This is a genomic window from Rhodococcus rhodochrous, assembly GCF_900187265.1.
Lineage (GTDB): Bacteria > Actinomycetota > Actinomycetes > Mycobacteriales > Mycobacteriaceae > Rhodococcus > Rhodococcus rhodochrous.
In genome coordinates, this window is record NZ_LT906450.1 from 2,105,645 (window position 1) to 2,121,471 (window position 15,827).

The 15,827-nt window shown below is 68.9% G+C and carries 14 protein-coding genes; 11 read left to right on the top strand and 3 right to left on the bottom strand.

The genetic code is table 11. From position 1 onward, the window contains the following. The first annotated feature begins 97 nt into the window (after nucleotides 1-97). Complete coding sequence (locus CKW34_RS09605; RefSeq protein WP_059381194.1) at nucleotides 98-664, top strand: alpha/beta fold hydrolase; 567 nt, start codon at nucleotides 98-100, stop codon at nucleotides 662-664. Between the two features lie 91 nt (nucleotides 665-755). Here CKW34_RS09605 and mtr read toward each other — a convergent pair whose 3' ends face one another. Both mtr and CKW34_RS09615 read right to left on the bottom strand, forming a co-directional pair. Beyond that, nucleotides 756-2,129, bottom strand: coding sequence for a mycothione reductase (gene mtr, locus CKW34_RS09610; protein WP_059381195.1), 1,374 nt, complete (start codon nucleotides 2,127-2,129; stop codon nucleotides 756-758). Next, complete coding sequence (locus CKW34_RS09615; RefSeq protein ID WP_059381196.1) at nucleotides 2,126-3,193, bottom strand: alpha/beta hydrolase; 1,068 nt, start codon at nucleotides 3,191-3,193, stop codon at nucleotides 2,126-2,128. Before CKW34_RS09615 ends, mtr begins: the two co-directional genes overlap by 4 nt. 187 nt (nucleotides 3,194-3,380) lie before the next feature. On the opposite strand from CKW34_RS09615, the gene mqo reads away from it, so the two are divergent. From mqo to CKW34_RS09635, 4 genes are all read left to right on the top strand, one after another. Beyond that, nucleotides 3,381-4,907: a malate dehydrogenase (quinone) gene (gene mqo, locus CKW34_RS09620; RefSeq protein ID WP_080968154.1), complete on the top strand. Its 1,527-nt coding sequence runs from the start codon at nucleotides 3,381-3,383 to the stop codon at nucleotides 4,905-4,907. Between the two features lie 96 nt (nucleotides 4,908-5,003). Continuing rightward, the gene (gene cobA, locus CKW34_RS09625; RefSeq protein WP_059381198.1) at nucleotides 5,004-6,266 is read left to right on the top strand and encodes a uroporphyrinogen-III C-methyltransferase; all 1,263 of its coding nucleotides are present in this window, start codon (nucleotides 5,004-5,006) and stop codon (nucleotides 6,264-6,266) included. Between the two features lie 59 nt (nucleotides 6,267-6,325). After that, on the top strand, nucleotides 6,326-7,747 hold the full coding sequence (locus tag CKW34_RS09630; protein ID WP_226950115.1) for an MFS transporter: 1,422 nt from the start codon (nucleotides 6,326-6,328) through the stop codon (nucleotides 7,745-7,747). Between the two features lie 95 nt (nucleotides 7,748-7,842). Then, nucleotides 7,843-8,919: an FUSC family protein gene (locus CKW34_RS09635; protein ID WP_059381200.1), complete on the top strand. Its 1,077-nt coding sequence runs from the start codon at nucleotides 7,843-7,845 to the stop codon at nucleotides 8,917-8,919. Here CKW34_RS09635 and yaaA read toward each other — a convergent pair. Further along, nucleotides 8,912-9,655, bottom strand: coding sequence for a peroxide stress protein YaaA (gene yaaA, locus CKW34_RS09640; RefSeq protein ID WP_059381201.1), 744 nt, complete (start codon nucleotides 9,653-9,655; stop codon nucleotides 8,912-8,914). The two genes, CKW34_RS09635 and yaaA, sit on opposite strands and share 8 nt — an antisense overlap. A 75-nt stretch (nucleotides 9,656-9,730) precedes the next feature. Between yaaA and CKW34_RS09645 the strand changes: the two genes are divergently transcribed. The 6 genes from CKW34_RS09645 to CKW34_RS09670 all read left to right on the top strand — a co-directional run bounded on the left by CKW34_RS09645 (nucleotide 9,731) and on the right by CKW34_RS09670 (nucleotide 15,821). Beyond that, the gene (locus tag CKW34_RS09645) at nucleotides 9,731-11,464 is read left to right on the top strand and encodes a proline--tRNA ligase (RefSeq protein ID WP_059381202.1); all 1,734 of its coding nucleotides are present in this window, start codon (nucleotides 9,731-9,733) and stop codon (nucleotides 11,462-11,464) included. Nucleotides 11,465-11,606: 142 nt separating this feature from the next. Then, a complete protein-coding gene (locus CKW34_RS09650) occupies nucleotides 11,607-12,749 on the top strand; it encodes an ABC transporter substrate-binding protein (protein ID WP_157742104.1) in 1,143 nt (380 codons plus the stop codon). Continuing rightward, on the top strand, nucleotides 12,730-13,824 hold the full coding sequence (locus tag CKW34_RS09655) for a FecCD family ABC transporter permease (RefSeq protein WP_059381204.1): 1,095 nt from the start codon (nucleotides 12,730-12,732) through the stop codon (nucleotides 13,822-13,824). Before CKW34_RS09650 ends, CKW34_RS09655 begins: the two co-directional genes overlap by 20 nt. Beyond that, complete coding sequence (locus CKW34_RS09660) at nucleotides 13,817-14,572, top strand: ABC transporter ATP-binding protein (RefSeq protein ID WP_059381205.1); 756 nt, start codon at nucleotides 13,817-13,819, stop codon at nucleotides 14,570-14,572. Before CKW34_RS09655 ends, CKW34_RS09660 begins: the two co-directional genes overlap by 8 nt. Next, nucleotides 14,569-15,186, top strand: coding sequence for a hypothetical protein (locus CKW34_RS09665; RefSeq protein ID WP_059381206.1), 618 nt, complete (start codon nucleotides 14,569-14,571; stop codon nucleotides 15,184-15,186). Before CKW34_RS09660 ends, CKW34_RS09665 begins: the two co-directional genes overlap by 4 nt. Further along, entirely contained in the window at nucleotides 15,183-15,821 is a 639-nt protein-coding gene (locus CKW34_RS09670) for a hypothetical protein (protein WP_059381207.1), read from the top strand. Before CKW34_RS09665 ends, CKW34_RS09670 begins: the two co-directional genes overlap by 4 nt. The last annotated feature ends 6 nt before the right edge of the window (nucleotides 15,822-15,827 follow it).

The window sequence follows — 15,827 nt, forward strand, 5'->3', positions numbered from 1 at the left end:
GGGTGCATCGGTTCATTACTCATATAATGAACCATAGAACCTTGTCGTCGATACGGCAAGAGGCCGGGCACACACTGCGGCCATGTAGCGTTTGCCCATGGAATCGAGGACGGTGACCACGCCCGGTGGGGACGTGCAGGTTCGGATCGGCGGCCCCGAAAGTCGTTACACGGTGCTGCTCTTCCCCGACGCGGGGGAGGACGCGGGCGTGTACGACGTCGTGTGCGAGCGCCTGTACACGTCCGACCTGCGGACGATCGTGGTCGAGAAGATCGACGGACTCGCGCCCGCCGACGTGTTCGCCCTACTGGACGCCCTCGCCCTGCCCTGGGTTCATCTGGCGGGCAGCGGTGCGGGAGCCGAGCTGGCGTGGGCCGTCGCCGCAGGGCGCTTCGGACGGTTCGCGAGCCTGGTGGTCGCCGACCGCGGCCATCCCGCGGTCCCGGATCGCGACGGCACCGTGCGCGACGCGTCGGCGCCGCCCGCGGAGGTGCCCACCACGATCGTCGTGGGCGATGTCTCGCGCCGCCCCGAAGCGGACGCATCGATGCGCTACGTGACGGGGGAGTTCCGGGTGGTCGAACTCGCCGGCGTGGCCAATGTGCCCGCCGAGGCGCCCACCGACTTCGCGTCCGCGATCGCGCTGCGCACCGGAAGCTGGTGAGACGCGTGTGGCCTGCGGCCCGGAGAAGGCGGCAGGCCACACGGCGCTGATGAGTCGGTCCGAGAACCGGAAGTTCGTCGGATCCAGGGGATCAGAGGCCCAGCAGGGCGTTCTCGACGAGTTCGGGCAGCGCCGGGTGGATCCAGTACTGGCCGGTCGCCATCTCCCGCGCGGGCAGACCGAACGACATCGCCTGGATGAGCGGCTGGATGACCGTGGACGCCTGGGCCCCGATGATGTGGGCGCCGAGCAGCAGACCCGTCGACCGGTCGGCGATCAACTTGCAGAAGCCTTCGGTGTCCTCCATGGCCCAGCCGTAGGCGACGTTCCCGTAGTCCTGGATCTTGACGGAGATGTCGTATCCCGCCTCCCGTGCCTCGGCCTCGGTGAGCCCGACCGACGCGATCTGCGGATCGGTGAACACCGCGGAGGGGACGTAGCGGTGGTCCGTCCGCTGCAGCCCCGCGGTGTCGCCGCTCCACGCGTCGTGCAGCAGGTTGTGCTGGACGACCCGCGCCTCGTGGTTGGCCACGTGCTTGAGTTGGTAGGGCGACGACACGTCGCCGAGCGCGAACACGCCCGCAGCGGACGTGCGCTGGAACTCGTCGACCACGATCCGGCCCTTCGTATCGAGTTCGATGCCGGCCGCCGCGGCGTCGAGCAGGTCTCCGTTGGGCTGCCGGCCCGTCGCGACGAGCAGCGTATCGCCGCTGACGACGGTGCCGTCGGCGAGTTCGACCTCCACACCGTCACCGACCGGACGGAACTCCCGGGCGGGGTTGGCGAGGTGCACGTCCCACTTGGCCGCGGCGAGCGCCGTGAACCGCTCGGAGACGTCGGCGTCGAGATGCCGCAGCAGACGGTCGGTCCGCGCGATCACCGACACCCGCGTGCCGAGCGCCGAGAAGACGTGGGCGAACTCCATCGCGATGAAGCCCGTCCCGAGGATCACGAGGGACTCGGGCAGTTTCGGTAGCCGCATGACGTCGTCGCTCGTGTGATATCTCACACCGGAATCGAGTACGTCCCGCGGGATCGCGGGCCGCGAACCGGCGGCGACGACCACCTGATCCGCGGTGATGACCTCTCCGGTTCCGGTATCGATGCGGCGTTCGCCGACGAACCTCGCGTGACCGTCGTAGACGATGACGTTCGCGCAGTCCTCGCGGCGGTAGCGCTCACCGCCCGCAGCGATGGGATCGATGCGGCCGAAGACCCGGTCGACGATGTCGTTCCACCGCACCCCGTCGATCGACGCGTCGATGCCGTACTTCGAAGCGGTGCGGACCGTGTGGGCGACCTCCGCGGCGTAGACGTACATCTTCGTGGGGATGCAGCCCACGTTGAGGCAGGTGCCCCCGAAGGTGCCTTCTTCGAGGAGGGCGACGCGCTTCCCGTCGTACCGCTCGTCGAGGATCGAGTTCCCCGATCCTGTGCCGATGATCGCGAGGTCGTAGTGGGTCACGCGTGCTCTCCCATGGGTCGGTGCAGTACGGAAACGGTGGCGGAGCCGGCGGAGTCGTCCGCGGGATCGGGTGCGGAGGTGTCCGCCTTGCCCGCTCCGTCCAACCATTCCAGCCACAGGTCCAATTCCCGGAAGGCCTCCGCCAGGGGACCGGGTGTGGACAGGAACACGTCGTGCCGGGCACCGTCGATCGGCACGATCGTCGTGCGGTTGCCCAGGCATCCCGCCCATCGGGCTATCTGGCGGACGTCGAGAACCGCGTCGACGGTGTCGACGCTCGCGTCGTACTTCGGAGCGGAACGCGAGGCACCGGACCGCAGGATCAGCGACGGCACCCCGATGTCGAGCCCGCGGTGCAGGACGGCCTGGCCCCGCCGCACGGCACGCAACCAGCCGAACCGGACGGGGAAGCCGGTCAGGGGCTTCCAGTCGAGGTCGTAGCGCCAGCCGTCGGTCTGCAGGCTGCGGCCGTAGGCCTCGGTCTTCGGCAGCGGGATGAGCGCGCGGGGCCGGAGGCGGCCGACGACGTCGATGGCCGACGTGCCGACATTGCGCAGGTAGGACGGCCCCTGCAGGTCGAACCACGGACTGTTCAGGACGAGACCCACGATGCCCGTCGCGGCCACCCCGCCGGGCCGGCGACGGAGCCGGTCGAGCCACAACGGCAGAACCAGCCCGCCCGTCGAGTGGGCCGCCAGCAGCACGCCTCCACCGACCTCCTCGCGCACCACGCGCAGCGCCTCGTCGAGCTCGGCGTCGTAGTGGGAGAGGTCGGTGACGAAGTGAGGGGTGTGCCCGGGTGCCCGAGAGCGGCCGCATTTGCGCAGGTCCAGCGCGAAGAAGCGGTAGCCGCGCGCCGCGAAGTGCTCCGCGAGGTGCTGTTGGAAGAAGTAGTCGGTGAAGCCGTGGACGTAGAGCACCGCACGGTCGGGAAGGTCGGTGGTCGTCGGCTGGTAGCGCACCAGGGTCGCCGAGATCTCGCCTTCGCCGTCGGGGTCGGTGCCCAGCGGTAGTTCGAGCTGCTCGTAGCCGTCTCCGAGGACGTCAGGACGCCAAGTAGTCACTATCACACCCTAGGTGTGTTCGCCGACCACCGCTCATGGGTACACAATGAGGTGAAATGAAACGCCGGACCACGCGCGGGTAACCTGTCGGTCGCATTCGCGCGCCGCGTTGACGGGACACTCACGCGAGACGGTACCTCCGTACTTCGGCGGCGCGTGCGAACCAGACAAGGAAGTCGATTTCCCAGTGTCAGAGAACGTAGTAGCGAAAACCGACGTAGTGCTCGTGGGCGCGGGCATCATGAGCGCAACCCTCGGTGCGTTGTTGCGTCAGGTGCAGCCCGACTGGTCGATCACCGCGTTCGAGCGCCTCGACGCCGCGGCCGCCGAGAGCAGCGACCCCTGGAACAACGCCGGTACGGGCCACTCCGCGCTGTGTGAGCTCAACTACACCCCCGCGAAGCCGGACGGTTCGGTCGAGATCGCGAAGGCCGTCAACGTCAACGAGCAGTTCCAGGTCTCGCGTCAGTTCTGGTCGTACGCCGTGGACAACGGCATCCTGTCCGACCCGAAGAACTTCATCAACCCGGTTCCGCACGTCAGCTTCGTGCACGGCGCCGAGAACGTGAAGTACCTGCGTGCCCGCTACGACGCTCTCGCCGGCCATCCCCTCTTCGAAGGCATGGAGTACACCGAGAGCCCCGAGGTCTTCACCGAGCGCCTGCCGCTCATGGGCAAGGGCCGCGACTTCTCCGATCCGGTGGCGTTGAACTGGACGCAGACCGGCACCGACGTCGACTTCGGTGCCCTCACCAAGCAGCTCATCAACCATGTCGCGGCCTCCGGCGGCACCGTCTTCTTCGGCCACGAGGTCACCGACGTGTCCAAGCAGTCCGACGGCAGCTGGATCGTGAAGGTCCGCAACCGCCGCACCGCCGAGTCGCGCAAGGTCCAGGCGAAGTTCGTCTTCGTCGGCGCCGGTGGTGGCGCGCTGCACCTGCTGCAGAAGTCGGGCATCAAGGAGATCAAGGGCTTCGGTGGCTTCCCGGTCTCCGGCGCCTTCCTGCGCTGCACCAACCCCGAGGTCATCGCGCAGCACAGCGCCAAGGTCTACGGCAAGGCCGCGGTCGGTGCCCCTCCGATGTCGGTGCCGCACCTCGACACCCGCGTCATCGGTGGCAAGCAGGGTCTGCTCTTCGGTCCCTACGCCGGTTGGTCGCCCAAGTTCCTCAAGCAGGGCGGCATCATGGACCTGCCGAAGTCGGTCAAGCCCGGCAACCTGATGTCGATGCTCGGCGTCGGTGTCACCGAGCTCGGCCTGGTCAAGTACCTCGTCGGTGAGCTCATGCAGTCGCCCGCCGACCGCATCGGCACCCTCGCCGAGTTCGTGCCCGAGGCCCGCCTCGAGGACTGGGAGCTCATCGTCGCCGGTCAGCGCGTGCAGGTCATCCGCCGCAAGGGTGCGGGCGGTGTCCTCGAGTTCGGTACCGCCGTGGTCAACGCCGGCGACGGTTCGATCGCCGGTCTGCTCGGTGCGTCGCCGGGTGCCTCGACGGCTGTTCCGGCCATGCTCGACGTCCTCGAGCGCTGCTTCCCGCAGCAGTGGGCGGGCTGGCAGTCCAAGCTCCGCGAGATGGTCCCGTCGCTCGGCCTGAAGCTGTCCGACAACCCCGACCTGTTCCGCCAGGTCTGGGACCACAGCACGAAGTCGCTGCAGCTCGACGTCGTCTCCGACACCGTGGCCGAGGCGCCCGCCGAGGCCGCCGCGGTCTGATCCGATCACTGCACCTGTGGCCCGGCGCGATGCCCGGGCCACAGGTGTCCTGAAGGTGGGTCCGATCGGATTCGCCCCGACACGAGAGATGGGGAGATGCCCGTGTCCGCTGCTGCTGAGGACGAGACCAGTTACCTGGTCGGACTCGATCTCCGTGGGCGCCGCGTCGTGATCGTCGGAGGAGGCAGCGTCGCGCAGCGGCGTCTCGGCCTGCTCGTCGCGTCCGGTGCCGACGTCCACGTCGTCGCCCGGGCCGCGACCCCCGTGGTCGAGAGCATGGCGACGAAGGGCCGCATCTCCCTCGACCTGCGCGACTACCGCGACGGTGACCTCGACGGTGCGTGGTACGCCATGGCGTGCACCGACGAACCCGAGACCAACGCCGCGGTCGTCGCCGAGGCCGAACGCAACAGGATCTTCTGCGTCCGCGCCGACAACGCCCGTCACGGCAGCGCTGTCACCCCGGCCACGGCCCGCTACGAGGGCCTGACCGTCGGCGTGCTCGCCGGTGGCGACCACCGCCGCTCCGCCGCCGTGCGCACCTCGATCCGCGACGCTCTCGCCGGAGCGGCCGTCACCGAGTTCGCCGAGACCGGGCCGAAGCCGGTCGGCGTCGCCCTCGTCGGCGGAGGACCGGGCGATCCGGATCTGATCACCGTGCGTGGCCGCCGCCTTCTCGCCCGCGCCGATGTGGTCGTCGCCGACCATCTCGCCCCGCAGGAGCTGCTCGCGGAACTCGACTCGCACGTCGAGGTGATCGACGCGGCGAAACTCCCGTACGGGCGTGCCATGGCCCAGCAGGTCATCAACGAGACCCTCATCGACCGCGCGAAGGCCGGGAAGTTCGTCGTCCGGCTCAAGGGTGGCGACCCGTACGTCTTCGGACGCGGCTACGAGGAGCTCGAGGCCTGCACCGCGGCCGGGGTCCCGGTGACCGTCGTCCCCGGCATCACCAGCGCCATCTCCGTACCGTCTGCGGCCGGGATCCCCGTCACCCACCGCGGGGTCACCCACGAGTTCGTCGTGGTCAGTGGCCACGTCGCACCCGGGCACCCCGACTCGCTCACCGACTGGGACGCGCTCGCGAAGCTGCGCGGCACCCTGGTCCTGCTCATGGCCGTCGAACGCATCGAACAGTTCGCCGACGCCCTGATCGCCGGCGGGCGCCCCACCGACACCCCCGTGGTCGTCGTGCAGGAGGGGACGCTGAGCAGCCAGCGAGTGGTGCGTGCCGACCTCTCGACCGTCGCGCAGCGCGTCCGGGACGAGGCCGTGCGCCCGCCCGCCATCGTCGTGATCGGGCCGGTGGCCGGATTCGGGCTCGATCCGCAGACCGGCTCCGACTCGGACGGTGGGTAACGTTGGGTCACGTGTCAGCCACCTCGCATCCGTCGGCCACCCGCGCGGTCGCTCTGGCCATGCTGGTCCTCAGCGGCCTCCAGTTGATGGTCGTGCTCGACGGAACGGTCGCGAATCTCGCGCTCGCGCCGCTGCAGAGCGATCTGGGACTCTCGGACGCGGGTCGCAACTGGGTCCTCACCTCCTACGCCCTCGCCTTCGGTGGGTTGATGCTCCTCGGCGGCCGTCTCGGCGACAGCTACGGACGCAAACGCATGTTCATGGGTGGCGTCGGACTGTTCACCCTGGCGTCCCTGCTGTGCGGTCTGGCGACCGGCGAGGCGATGCTCATCGGTGCCCGAGCGCTGCAGGGTGTCGGCGCCGCAATCGCCTCACCGACCGCCCTCGCGCTCGTCGCGACGACTTTCGCCGCAGGTCCGGCACGCAACCGCGCCATCGCGGTGTTCGCGGCCATGACCGGCGTCGGGTCCATCGCCGGACTGATCCTCGGCGGGGCGCTCACCCAGGTGTCGTGGCGCTGGATCTTCCTCATCAACGTCCCCATCGGCGTCCTCATCGTCGTGCTCGCCGCGATCGCGCTGCGTGAGACCGCCTCCGAACGCCTCGCGCTCGACGTGCCCGGCGCGATCCTCGCGACGCTCGGCTGCACCGGCCTGGTCTTCGGTCTCACCGAGGGTCCCGAACTCGGCTGGGCGAGCCCCTCGGTGATCGGCGCGATCGTCGCCGGCTTCGTGCTGCTGGGAGTGTTCCTGCTCGTCGAGCGGCGGGCCGAGAACCCGCTGCTGCCGTTCGTGCTGTTCCGCAACAAGGACCGCGTCGCGACCTTCGTGGCGATCTTCTTCGCGGGCGCCGTGATGTTCAGCCTCGCGGCCTTCGTCGCCCTGTTCGTCCAGGACATCCTCGGTTACAGCCCGCTCGCCGCGGGTCTGGCCTTCGTCCCGTTCGCTTTCGGCCTCGGTGCCGCCGCCGCGGTGTCGTCGAAGATGGTCGCCCGGATCGAACCGCGCTGGCTCGTGGTCACCGGCTCGGCGATCATGACCGTCAGCCTGCTCTACGGATCGACCATGGACGGCAGCGTCCGCTACTTCCCGACCCTGTTCGTACTGGTGCTCGTCGTCGGCTTCGGTGTCGGCCTGGCCGTGGTCCCGCTGCCGCTGTGCGCGATCTCCGGGGTGGGACCGCACGAGATCGGACCGCTTTCGGCGATCGCGCAGGTCGCGCAGACCCTCGGAGGTCCGGTCGGCCTCGGCGTGATCGGTGCGATGGCCACCTCGCGGACGATGTCGCTCGGCGGTGTCTCCGGAGCCGTCGCCGACATGTCCGAGGCGCAGCTCGTCGCCCAGGGCGAGGGATACATGTTCGCGCTCGTCGGCTGCGCCGTCTGTGCGGTGATCGCCGGCGTCGCGGCGCTGTTCATCCGCTTCACGCCCGAAGAGGTCGCGCAGGCGCAGGAAGCCGAGAAGGCCGCGCAGACCTCCTGACCGCCGGACCCCTACCGCGGCGGCCGCCGAGCGACCGCTGCGGCGGATGAGTTTGCTCACGCCTGCCGCACCCGAACCGCGGGTACCCGGCACCCATGCAGGTCGGTGTTCTCGAACGGGGCAGATTCGTCGGATCGTGGATCGTCCGGGCCGTACGCGAGGCCGGACACGAGCGATACGTCGCCCTCCAGGCGTTCCGGTCCACACTCGCCGCGGTCGTCGCGTGGCTCGTCGTGACCGAGGTCTTCCACTTCCAGCAGGCATTCCTCGCGCCCTACGTCGCGGTCTTCCTCGTCGAAGCGACGCTCGTCCGCTCGCTTCAACAGGCGGTGGTGCAGGTCGGGGCGGTCGTCACGGGTCTGCTGGTCGCGGTCGTGGTGACCCGGCTGGTGGAATCCACGACCGCTGCGATCGGGATGGCCGTCGCGGTCGGCTACTTCGCGGGTCGCTGGCGGCGATTCGGGGCCAGCGGTATCTGGGTGGCGATCACGGCGTTGCTGGTGATCGCGACGGGCGCTTCGGACAGCCCGATCCTGCTCGGTGAACGGCTAGCGGAGACGATGATCGGCGCCGCGATCGGCGTGGCCGTGACGGCGCTGGTCTTCCCGCCGGTCTACTCGGCGGGCAAGGAGGCCGGCGAACTCACCGGTGAGCTGCGCGACCTGCTGCGGGACATGGCGTCCGGATGCCGCGAGGGATCGTCGGGAGTGCGGGACTGGGTGCAGCGCGCGCGGGGCATCGACAGCCTCGTGCAGCGGGCCTTCGACGAATCGCGGTGGGCGCACGAGAGTGCCCGGATGAATCCACGTCCCGCCGCGGCGCGGGCGGGGGAATGGGCACGGCGCTGGGACCGCACACTCGACGACCTCTCCTCGGTGTCCAGCGCCGTCGAGGAACTCGCGCATGCGCTGGACCCGGTGCTCGGCGACGAGATCGCCGAATCCGACCGCGTACGGACGACGATCGCAGCGACGCTCGATGCCCTCGCCGAGCTGATCGACGCCGTGGGGGCTGGCCGGGAGGTCGACCCCGACGGGGCGTGCCGCAGCAATCTCACCGAGCTCGAGCGGTTCGCCACCGAATCGGACGACCTGGCCCTGACCGCGCGACTCGGCGCCGTCCTGCACACGGCCCGCCGGATCGTCGCGGCGATGGGACTCGAGGTCAGGTGAGCACGACCAGCTCGGTCGGCGACTCCACCTCGACTCGCAGTCCCGCCTTCGAGGCCACCCGGGCGAGTGCGCCGATGTCGCTCGGCTCCGCGAGGGTGAGGACCAGCGCGCGGGCCAGCAGGCCCTTGTGGTGCTTGTTGAAGTGACTGACGACCTTCCGGGTGCCGTCGGGCTGCTCGGTGAGCACGGTCGCGGTCACCGCACCGGGCACGGGACCGAGCTGCTGATAGACACCGGAGCGGAGATCGACCACGAGGTCGCCGTCGGCCTCGGTCACCAGCGCGTCGGTGAGTTCGTTCCGCCACACGGACTTCAACGTGCCGAAGCCGGGCAGTTTCGACCCCCCGGAGAGGCGGTAGGCGGGGATCGGATCCGCGGCCCGCACCGCGCCGAACAGCGCCGACCCGATGCCCAGGCGCCGGTAGGCCTTGTCGCGTTGCGCCTTCGTGAACGCTCCCGCGTCGAGCGCGTCGTACAGCACCCCGGTGTACCGCTCGAGCGCCGGGCGGGTGGGGGAGACCCACAGCTTGGCGTTGCGCTCGATCTCGTCGGCGCCCTTCGTACCCAGTCCGAGTGCGCGGCTCGACTCCTCGGGGTCGGCGGAGAGGTCGACGAGGGCCTGCACGAGCATCTCCCGCGTCTCCGTCAACTGCGGCATCGACAGATCGGCGAGATCGAGCGGCCCGTCGTCGCCGCCGTCGGACTTGGTTTCGGATGGAGGGAGAAGCACCAGCACAAGCGGTAACCGTACCGACCCCGCCACCGGGCGCGGACGTCACGGCCCGGGGCGGCCACGGTAGGCTGCAGGGTCGTGATCACCCGCATGTCGCACCTGTTCCTCCGCACCCTCCGAGACGACCCGGCCGACGCCGAGGTCGCGAGCCACAAGTTGCTGGTCCGAGCCGGATACGTGCGACGAATCGCGCCGGGTGTGTACTCGTGGCTGCCTCTGGGCCTGCGGGTGCTGCGGCAGATCGAGCGGGTGGTGCGCGAGGAGATGAACTCCATCGGAGCGCAGGAGATCGCTCTGCCCGCGCTGCTGCCGCGCGAGCCCTACGAGGCCACCAACCGGTGGACGGAATACGGCGACAGCCTGTTCCGGCTGAAGGACCGCAAGGGCGGCGACTACCTCCTCGGACCCACCCACGAGGAGCTCTTCGCGCTCACCGTCAAGGGTGAGTACAACTCCTACAAGGACTTCCCGGTCACGCTCTACCAGATCCAGACGAAGTACCGCGACGAGGAGCGCCCCCGCGCCGGCATCCTCCGCGGTCGCGAGTTCGTCATGAAGGACTCCTACAGCTTCGACCTCACCGACGAGGGCCTGGCCGACTCGTACAAGGCTCACCGCGACGCCTACGAGCGCATCTTCGCGCGTCTCGGCGTGAAGTACGTGATCGTCTCGGCCACCTCCGGTGCGATGGGTGGCAGCGCCTCCGAGGAGTTCCTGGCCGACTCGCCTGCGGGTGAGGACACCTACGTGCGGTGCCTCGAATCCGGTTACGCGGCGAACGTCGAAGCGGTGAAGACGCTCGCGCCGGAACCGCTGCCGATCGACGGACAGCCCGAGGCGGTCGTGCACAATACCCCCGACACCCCGACGATCGCCTCGCTCGTCGCGGTGGCGTCGGAGGTCCTCGGCCGGGAGGTCACCGCGGCCGAGACACTCAAGAACGTCATGGTCAAGGTCCGGCAGCCCGGTGGCGAGTGGGAACTGCTCGGCATCGGCATCCCCGGCGACCGCGAGGTCGACGACAAGCGCCTCGAGGCCTCGCTCGAGCCCGCCGAGGTGGAGCTGCTCACCGACGCCGACTTCGAGGCCAATCCCTTCCTCGTCAAGGGCTACATCGGCCCGAAGGCGCTGCTCGCCAACGGTGTCCGCTACCTCGTCGACCCCCGCGTGGTCGACGGCACCAGCTGGATCACGGGCGCCGACGAGCAGGGCAAGCACGTCTTCGGGCTGGTCGCCGGTCGCGACTTCACCCCGGACGGCACGATCGAGGCCGCGGAGGTGCGCGACGGCGATCCGTCGCCCGACGGAGCCGGACCGCTCGTCGCCGCCCGCGGCATCGAGATCGGTCACGTCTTCCAGCTCGGCCGCAAGTACACCGACGCCTTCGCGGTGGACGTCCTGGGCGAGAACGGCAAACCCGTCCGCCCCACGATGGGCTCCTACGGTGTCGGCGTGTCGCGTCTCGTCGCGGTGGTCGCCGAACAGCAGCACGACGAGAAGGGCCTGCGCTGGCCGTCGGAGATCGCGCCGTTCGACGTGCACCTGGTGATCGCCAACAAGGACGAGCAGGCCCGCGAAGGCGCCGAGAACCTCGCCGAGGAACTCTCGAACGCCGGCCTCGAGGTGCTCCTCGACGACCGCAAGGCGTCGCCCGGCGTGAAGTTCAAGGACTCCGAGTTGCTCGGTATGCCGCTGGTCGTGGTGGTTGGCCGCGGCTTCGCCGACGGCAAGGTCGAGGTCCGCGACCGCTTCTCCGGCGAGGCCGACGAACTGCCGATCGGTGAGGTCGTCCAGCGCATCGTCTCGCGCTGATCCCCTTGTCTGCCGGTGCCCTCGCACTCGCTGTGCGGGGGCACCGCTGTATCTGCGCGAAGGCGGCAATACCGACGTCGGATAGGTAATGCTAACCTCATTCCGTTCTTGTGGTCTGTCACGACAGAAACGGATGGTGGAAATGAGATCGACGGTGCGGCGGGAGAAGCGGCGGGGCGTGGCGTCGTCGTCCCGGTGGGTCGCGGCGGGACTCATCGGTGCCCTCGCCTTCACGGCCGGATGCTCGAGCCGCGACACCCAGGAGGCCGACGCATCGACCACCGGTGACGCCGTCACGATCGTCGACCAGCGAGGCGAGACGATCACACTCGACGGTCCGGCCGAGAAGGTGGCCTTCACCGTCATGCCCGCCCCCTCGATCTTCGCGGCGGTCGACCGGACCTACGACCGCATCGTCGGCATCAACCAGTCCACCCTCGTCGCGAACCAGGGCGGCATGTTCGCCACCATGTTCCCGGCGTCGGCCGAGTCGACCACCGTGGCCGGAAGCGACTTCGTGCCCAATATCGAGACGCTGCTCGAACTCGACCCCGATGTCGTCGTGCAGTGGGGCGATCGTGGTCCCGACGTCGTCGAGCCCATCGAGTCCGCCGGTTTCCCCGTGGTCGGACTCGAGTACGGCACGCAGGAGGACCTGGAGACGTGGATCACCCTGTTCGCGCAGATCGCAGGTAAGCCCGAGCGCGGTGAGGAACTCGTCGCCTGGCAGCGCGCCGAGATCGAGGAGATGCGCGAGAAGGTCGCCGAACAGGACGCCCTGCGACCGCGCGCGATGATCCTTTCGCGCAACGGCGACGCCTACAGCACGACGAGCGCCACCGGATACGACGGTTTCCAGTTCGATCTCGTCGGGGCCGATCTCGTCACCGAAGGATTCGTCTCGGATTCCGGCCAGGTCAGCCCCGAGCAGATCCTCGCCTGGAACCCCGAGGTCATCATGCTCAGCGGTTTCGACCAGAGCACCCCGGCCGACATCTACGCCGACCCGCGCCTCGCCGGTGTGAGCGCGGTGCAGAACGGCCGCGTCTACAAGACCCCGCTAGGCGGTTACCGCTGGCAGGTCCCGAGTGCCGAGTCGCCCCTGATGTGGGAGTGGATGTTCCGCATCCTCTACCCGCAGGAGCAGACCGGTGAGTTCCGCGACGACATCCGCGCCGCCTTCGACGACCTGTTCGCCTACGAGATCTCCGAGGACGAGATCGACCAGGTGCTGCGCTTCGATCTGAACCGGGACGCCGCGAGCTATGACCAGTTCGCCCGTTGACGCGACGGCCCGCTCGACCTCCCCGGCGTCGGTCTCGACGCCGCGGCAGGCGAGGTGGGGCCGTAATCCGCTGATCATCGCGGGTTTCACCGCACTGGTCGTGGTGGTCGCTCTCGTCGCGCTGGCAGTGGGACGCTATTTCGTTCCTCCGAACGAGATCGTCCGCCTGCTCGCCGGCCAGATCCTTCCCCTCCGCGAGACGTGGACGCAGCAGGAGAGCACGGTCGTCCTCGACGTCCGCCTGCCTCGCGTGCTGCTGTCCATCCTGATCGGCGCCGGACTGGCGCTCACCGGCGCCGTGATGCAGGGGGTCTTCCGCAATCCCCTCGCGAGCGCACAGATCCTGGGAGTGTCCTCCGGTGCCTCCTTCGGAGGCGTGCTGGTGCTGCTCGTCGGACTCGGCGGAGTCGCCCTCGTCGGAGGCGCTTTCATCGGCGGGGTGATCGCCCTGCTGCTGGTCCTCACGATCGCGCGGGCCGTCCCGGGGGCACCACTGCTCATGATCATCCTCGGCGGGACCGTCGTGGGCGCGATGTTCCAGGCGATGGTCTCGTTCATCACCTATATCGCCGATCCCTACAGTGAACTGCCGTCGATCGTCTTCTGGCTCATGGGATCTCTTGCCACTGCCAGTTACGGGAAACTCGCGATCGCCGCGGTGCCGATCCTCCTGCCCGCCCTCGTGGTACTCGCGCTGCGCTGGCGTTTGAACATCCTGTCGATGGGGGGCGAGGACGCCGTTGCGCTCGGCCTGCGCCCGCAACGCCTGCGGCTGCTGCTGCTCGGTTGCGTCGCGATGATCACCGCCGCTGCGGTGGCGGTCTCGGGTGTCATCGGATGGGTGGGCCTGGTCGTGCCGCACCTGGTGCGCATGATGATCGGCACCGACAACCGGATGGTGCTGCCCGTCAGCGCGCTGCTCGGCGCCGCCTATCTCACCGCCATCGACACCCTGTCGCGCGTGCTCAGTACGGCCGAGATCCCGATCGGCATCCTCACCGCGATCATCGGTGCGCCATTCTTCGTGGCCCTGCTGATCCGTAATAGAACTCGTCTGTGGGGTAGCGATGCTTGACGCGAAATCCATCTCGTTCCGGTACTCGGCCAAGGGGCCGTGGATCTTCGAGGACGTCACGGTCACCGCGTGCGCCGGTGAGGTTCTCGCTGTGCTCGGGCCGAACGCGCGCGGCAAGACGACGATGCTCAAGTGTCTGTCCGGCCTGCTCACACCGGTCACCGGGACCGTCACGTCCTCGGGCACCATCGGATACGTGCCGCAGAGTCATGCGGTGGCGTTCTCGTTCACCGTGCTCGACATCGTGCTCATGGGACGCGCCCGCAAGGTGCGCATCTACAGCAGCCCCACGAATGCCGACCGTGACGCCGCTCTCGACGCACTCGGTCGCGTCGGCATCCTGCATCTGGCCACTCGCGATTACGGCGGTCTGAGCGGGGGCGAACGGCAGCTCGTCCTCATCGCCCGGGCCCTGGTGTCCGGCTGCGACACGATCGTGCTCGACGAGCCGGCCTCCGCCCTCGACCTGCGGAACCAGGCACGTGTGCTCACGGTTCTGCGCGGCCTGGCCGACGACGGGATGGCCGTGGTCATGACGACCCATCATCCCGATCACGCCCTGCACATCGCCGAGCGTTCGATGCTCATGGTCTCCGCTGACGACCAGCGGGTCGGTGCCACCCGGGAGCTGCTCGGCGACGAGTTGCTCAGTGAGATGTACGGCGTGCCGATCGTCACCGCCGACGTCGCGACACCGAGTGCACTCCGGCGGTTGACGGTTCCGGATTTCGGACGGGGGATCGCATGAGCGTCCTGAAAGTGATGATGGCGCCGCGCGGCGGTGCGCTGGTCGACGGCTTCCGTGAGATCGACGTCTACGACCTGCCGTCCGTGTGCGGGCCCGAGGTCACCGGTATCTACTTCACCGGCGACGTCGATCAGGAGTATCTGTTCGACAACCGCGATGTGCTCGACGCGTTCGTCGCGCGAGGCGGCAGAGTTCTGATCAACGGTCACGTCCAGCGGATCTTCCTCACCGGCCTCACACGGTGGCGCAAGCTCGAATTCCGCAACCCCTCGGATCTCGCCCTGCGCCGGGTGAACGAGCATCCGGTGTGGGCCGGGATCGATCCGAAGGCCTTGCTGTACAACAGCGGTCGCCGGGGGCCGGTGCCCTTCGAGGAACTCGAACGTATCGGCGTGGCCGGTTTCTACGGCCGGGGGTGCTATCTCGACATGCCCGACGGCGCACAGGTGGTGCACGCCCTCGGACGTACCCGCGCACCGATCGACTACGAGTACCGGCTCGGACAAGGACGGGTGCTCGTGCACGGTGGCAACGACCTGCTGCAGTTCGCCGGCGAGCACAGGGGCACCGCGCATCTTCGTACGCAGATCCTCGACTGGCTGGAGGGCCGATGAGCCGAGCGACCCGAACGAATCCGGCGCCGGCGGTCGCCTTCCTGCACGGCGGCAGCCACAGTCACCTGGCGACACTGGCCGACCCCGCCCTCGCGCCCTACCGGATGCGCGCGGTGCACGTCCGTACCGGCGTACCCGAGGACATCGCAGGCTCCGATGTCGTGGTCGTCGCCGACCGGCTGCGGCCGGACCTGCTGTCCGGATGGGCAGCGGAGGTGAAGGATGCCCTGGAACGAGGTGCAACGGTCGTCGTCTTCGGCGAGAACCACGTCCAGGACTGGCTGGGAGTGCCCGAACAGCCGCGGCCGACCATCTTCTGGTGGTGGCGTACCGGTGAGGACCACCGGGTGCGACTGCAGGCACCGGACCATCCGGCCTGGGGATTCTTCTCCGACCGCTCGGTGATCTGGCACTACCACGGGGTGCTCGAGCCCCCGCCCGGCGCCGTGAGTCTGGCGGATCTGCACACCGTCGACGGGGAACGGGACGGTTCGATCCTGTTCGTCGACGAGACCAACCACCGCGGCCGCCTGCTGGTGACCACGATGGATCCGGTCTACCACCACGGGTCGGGCTTCATGCCCGGTGCCACCCAATTGCTGTACTCGGCCCTGCACTGGGCCACGAGAGGATAGGACGCG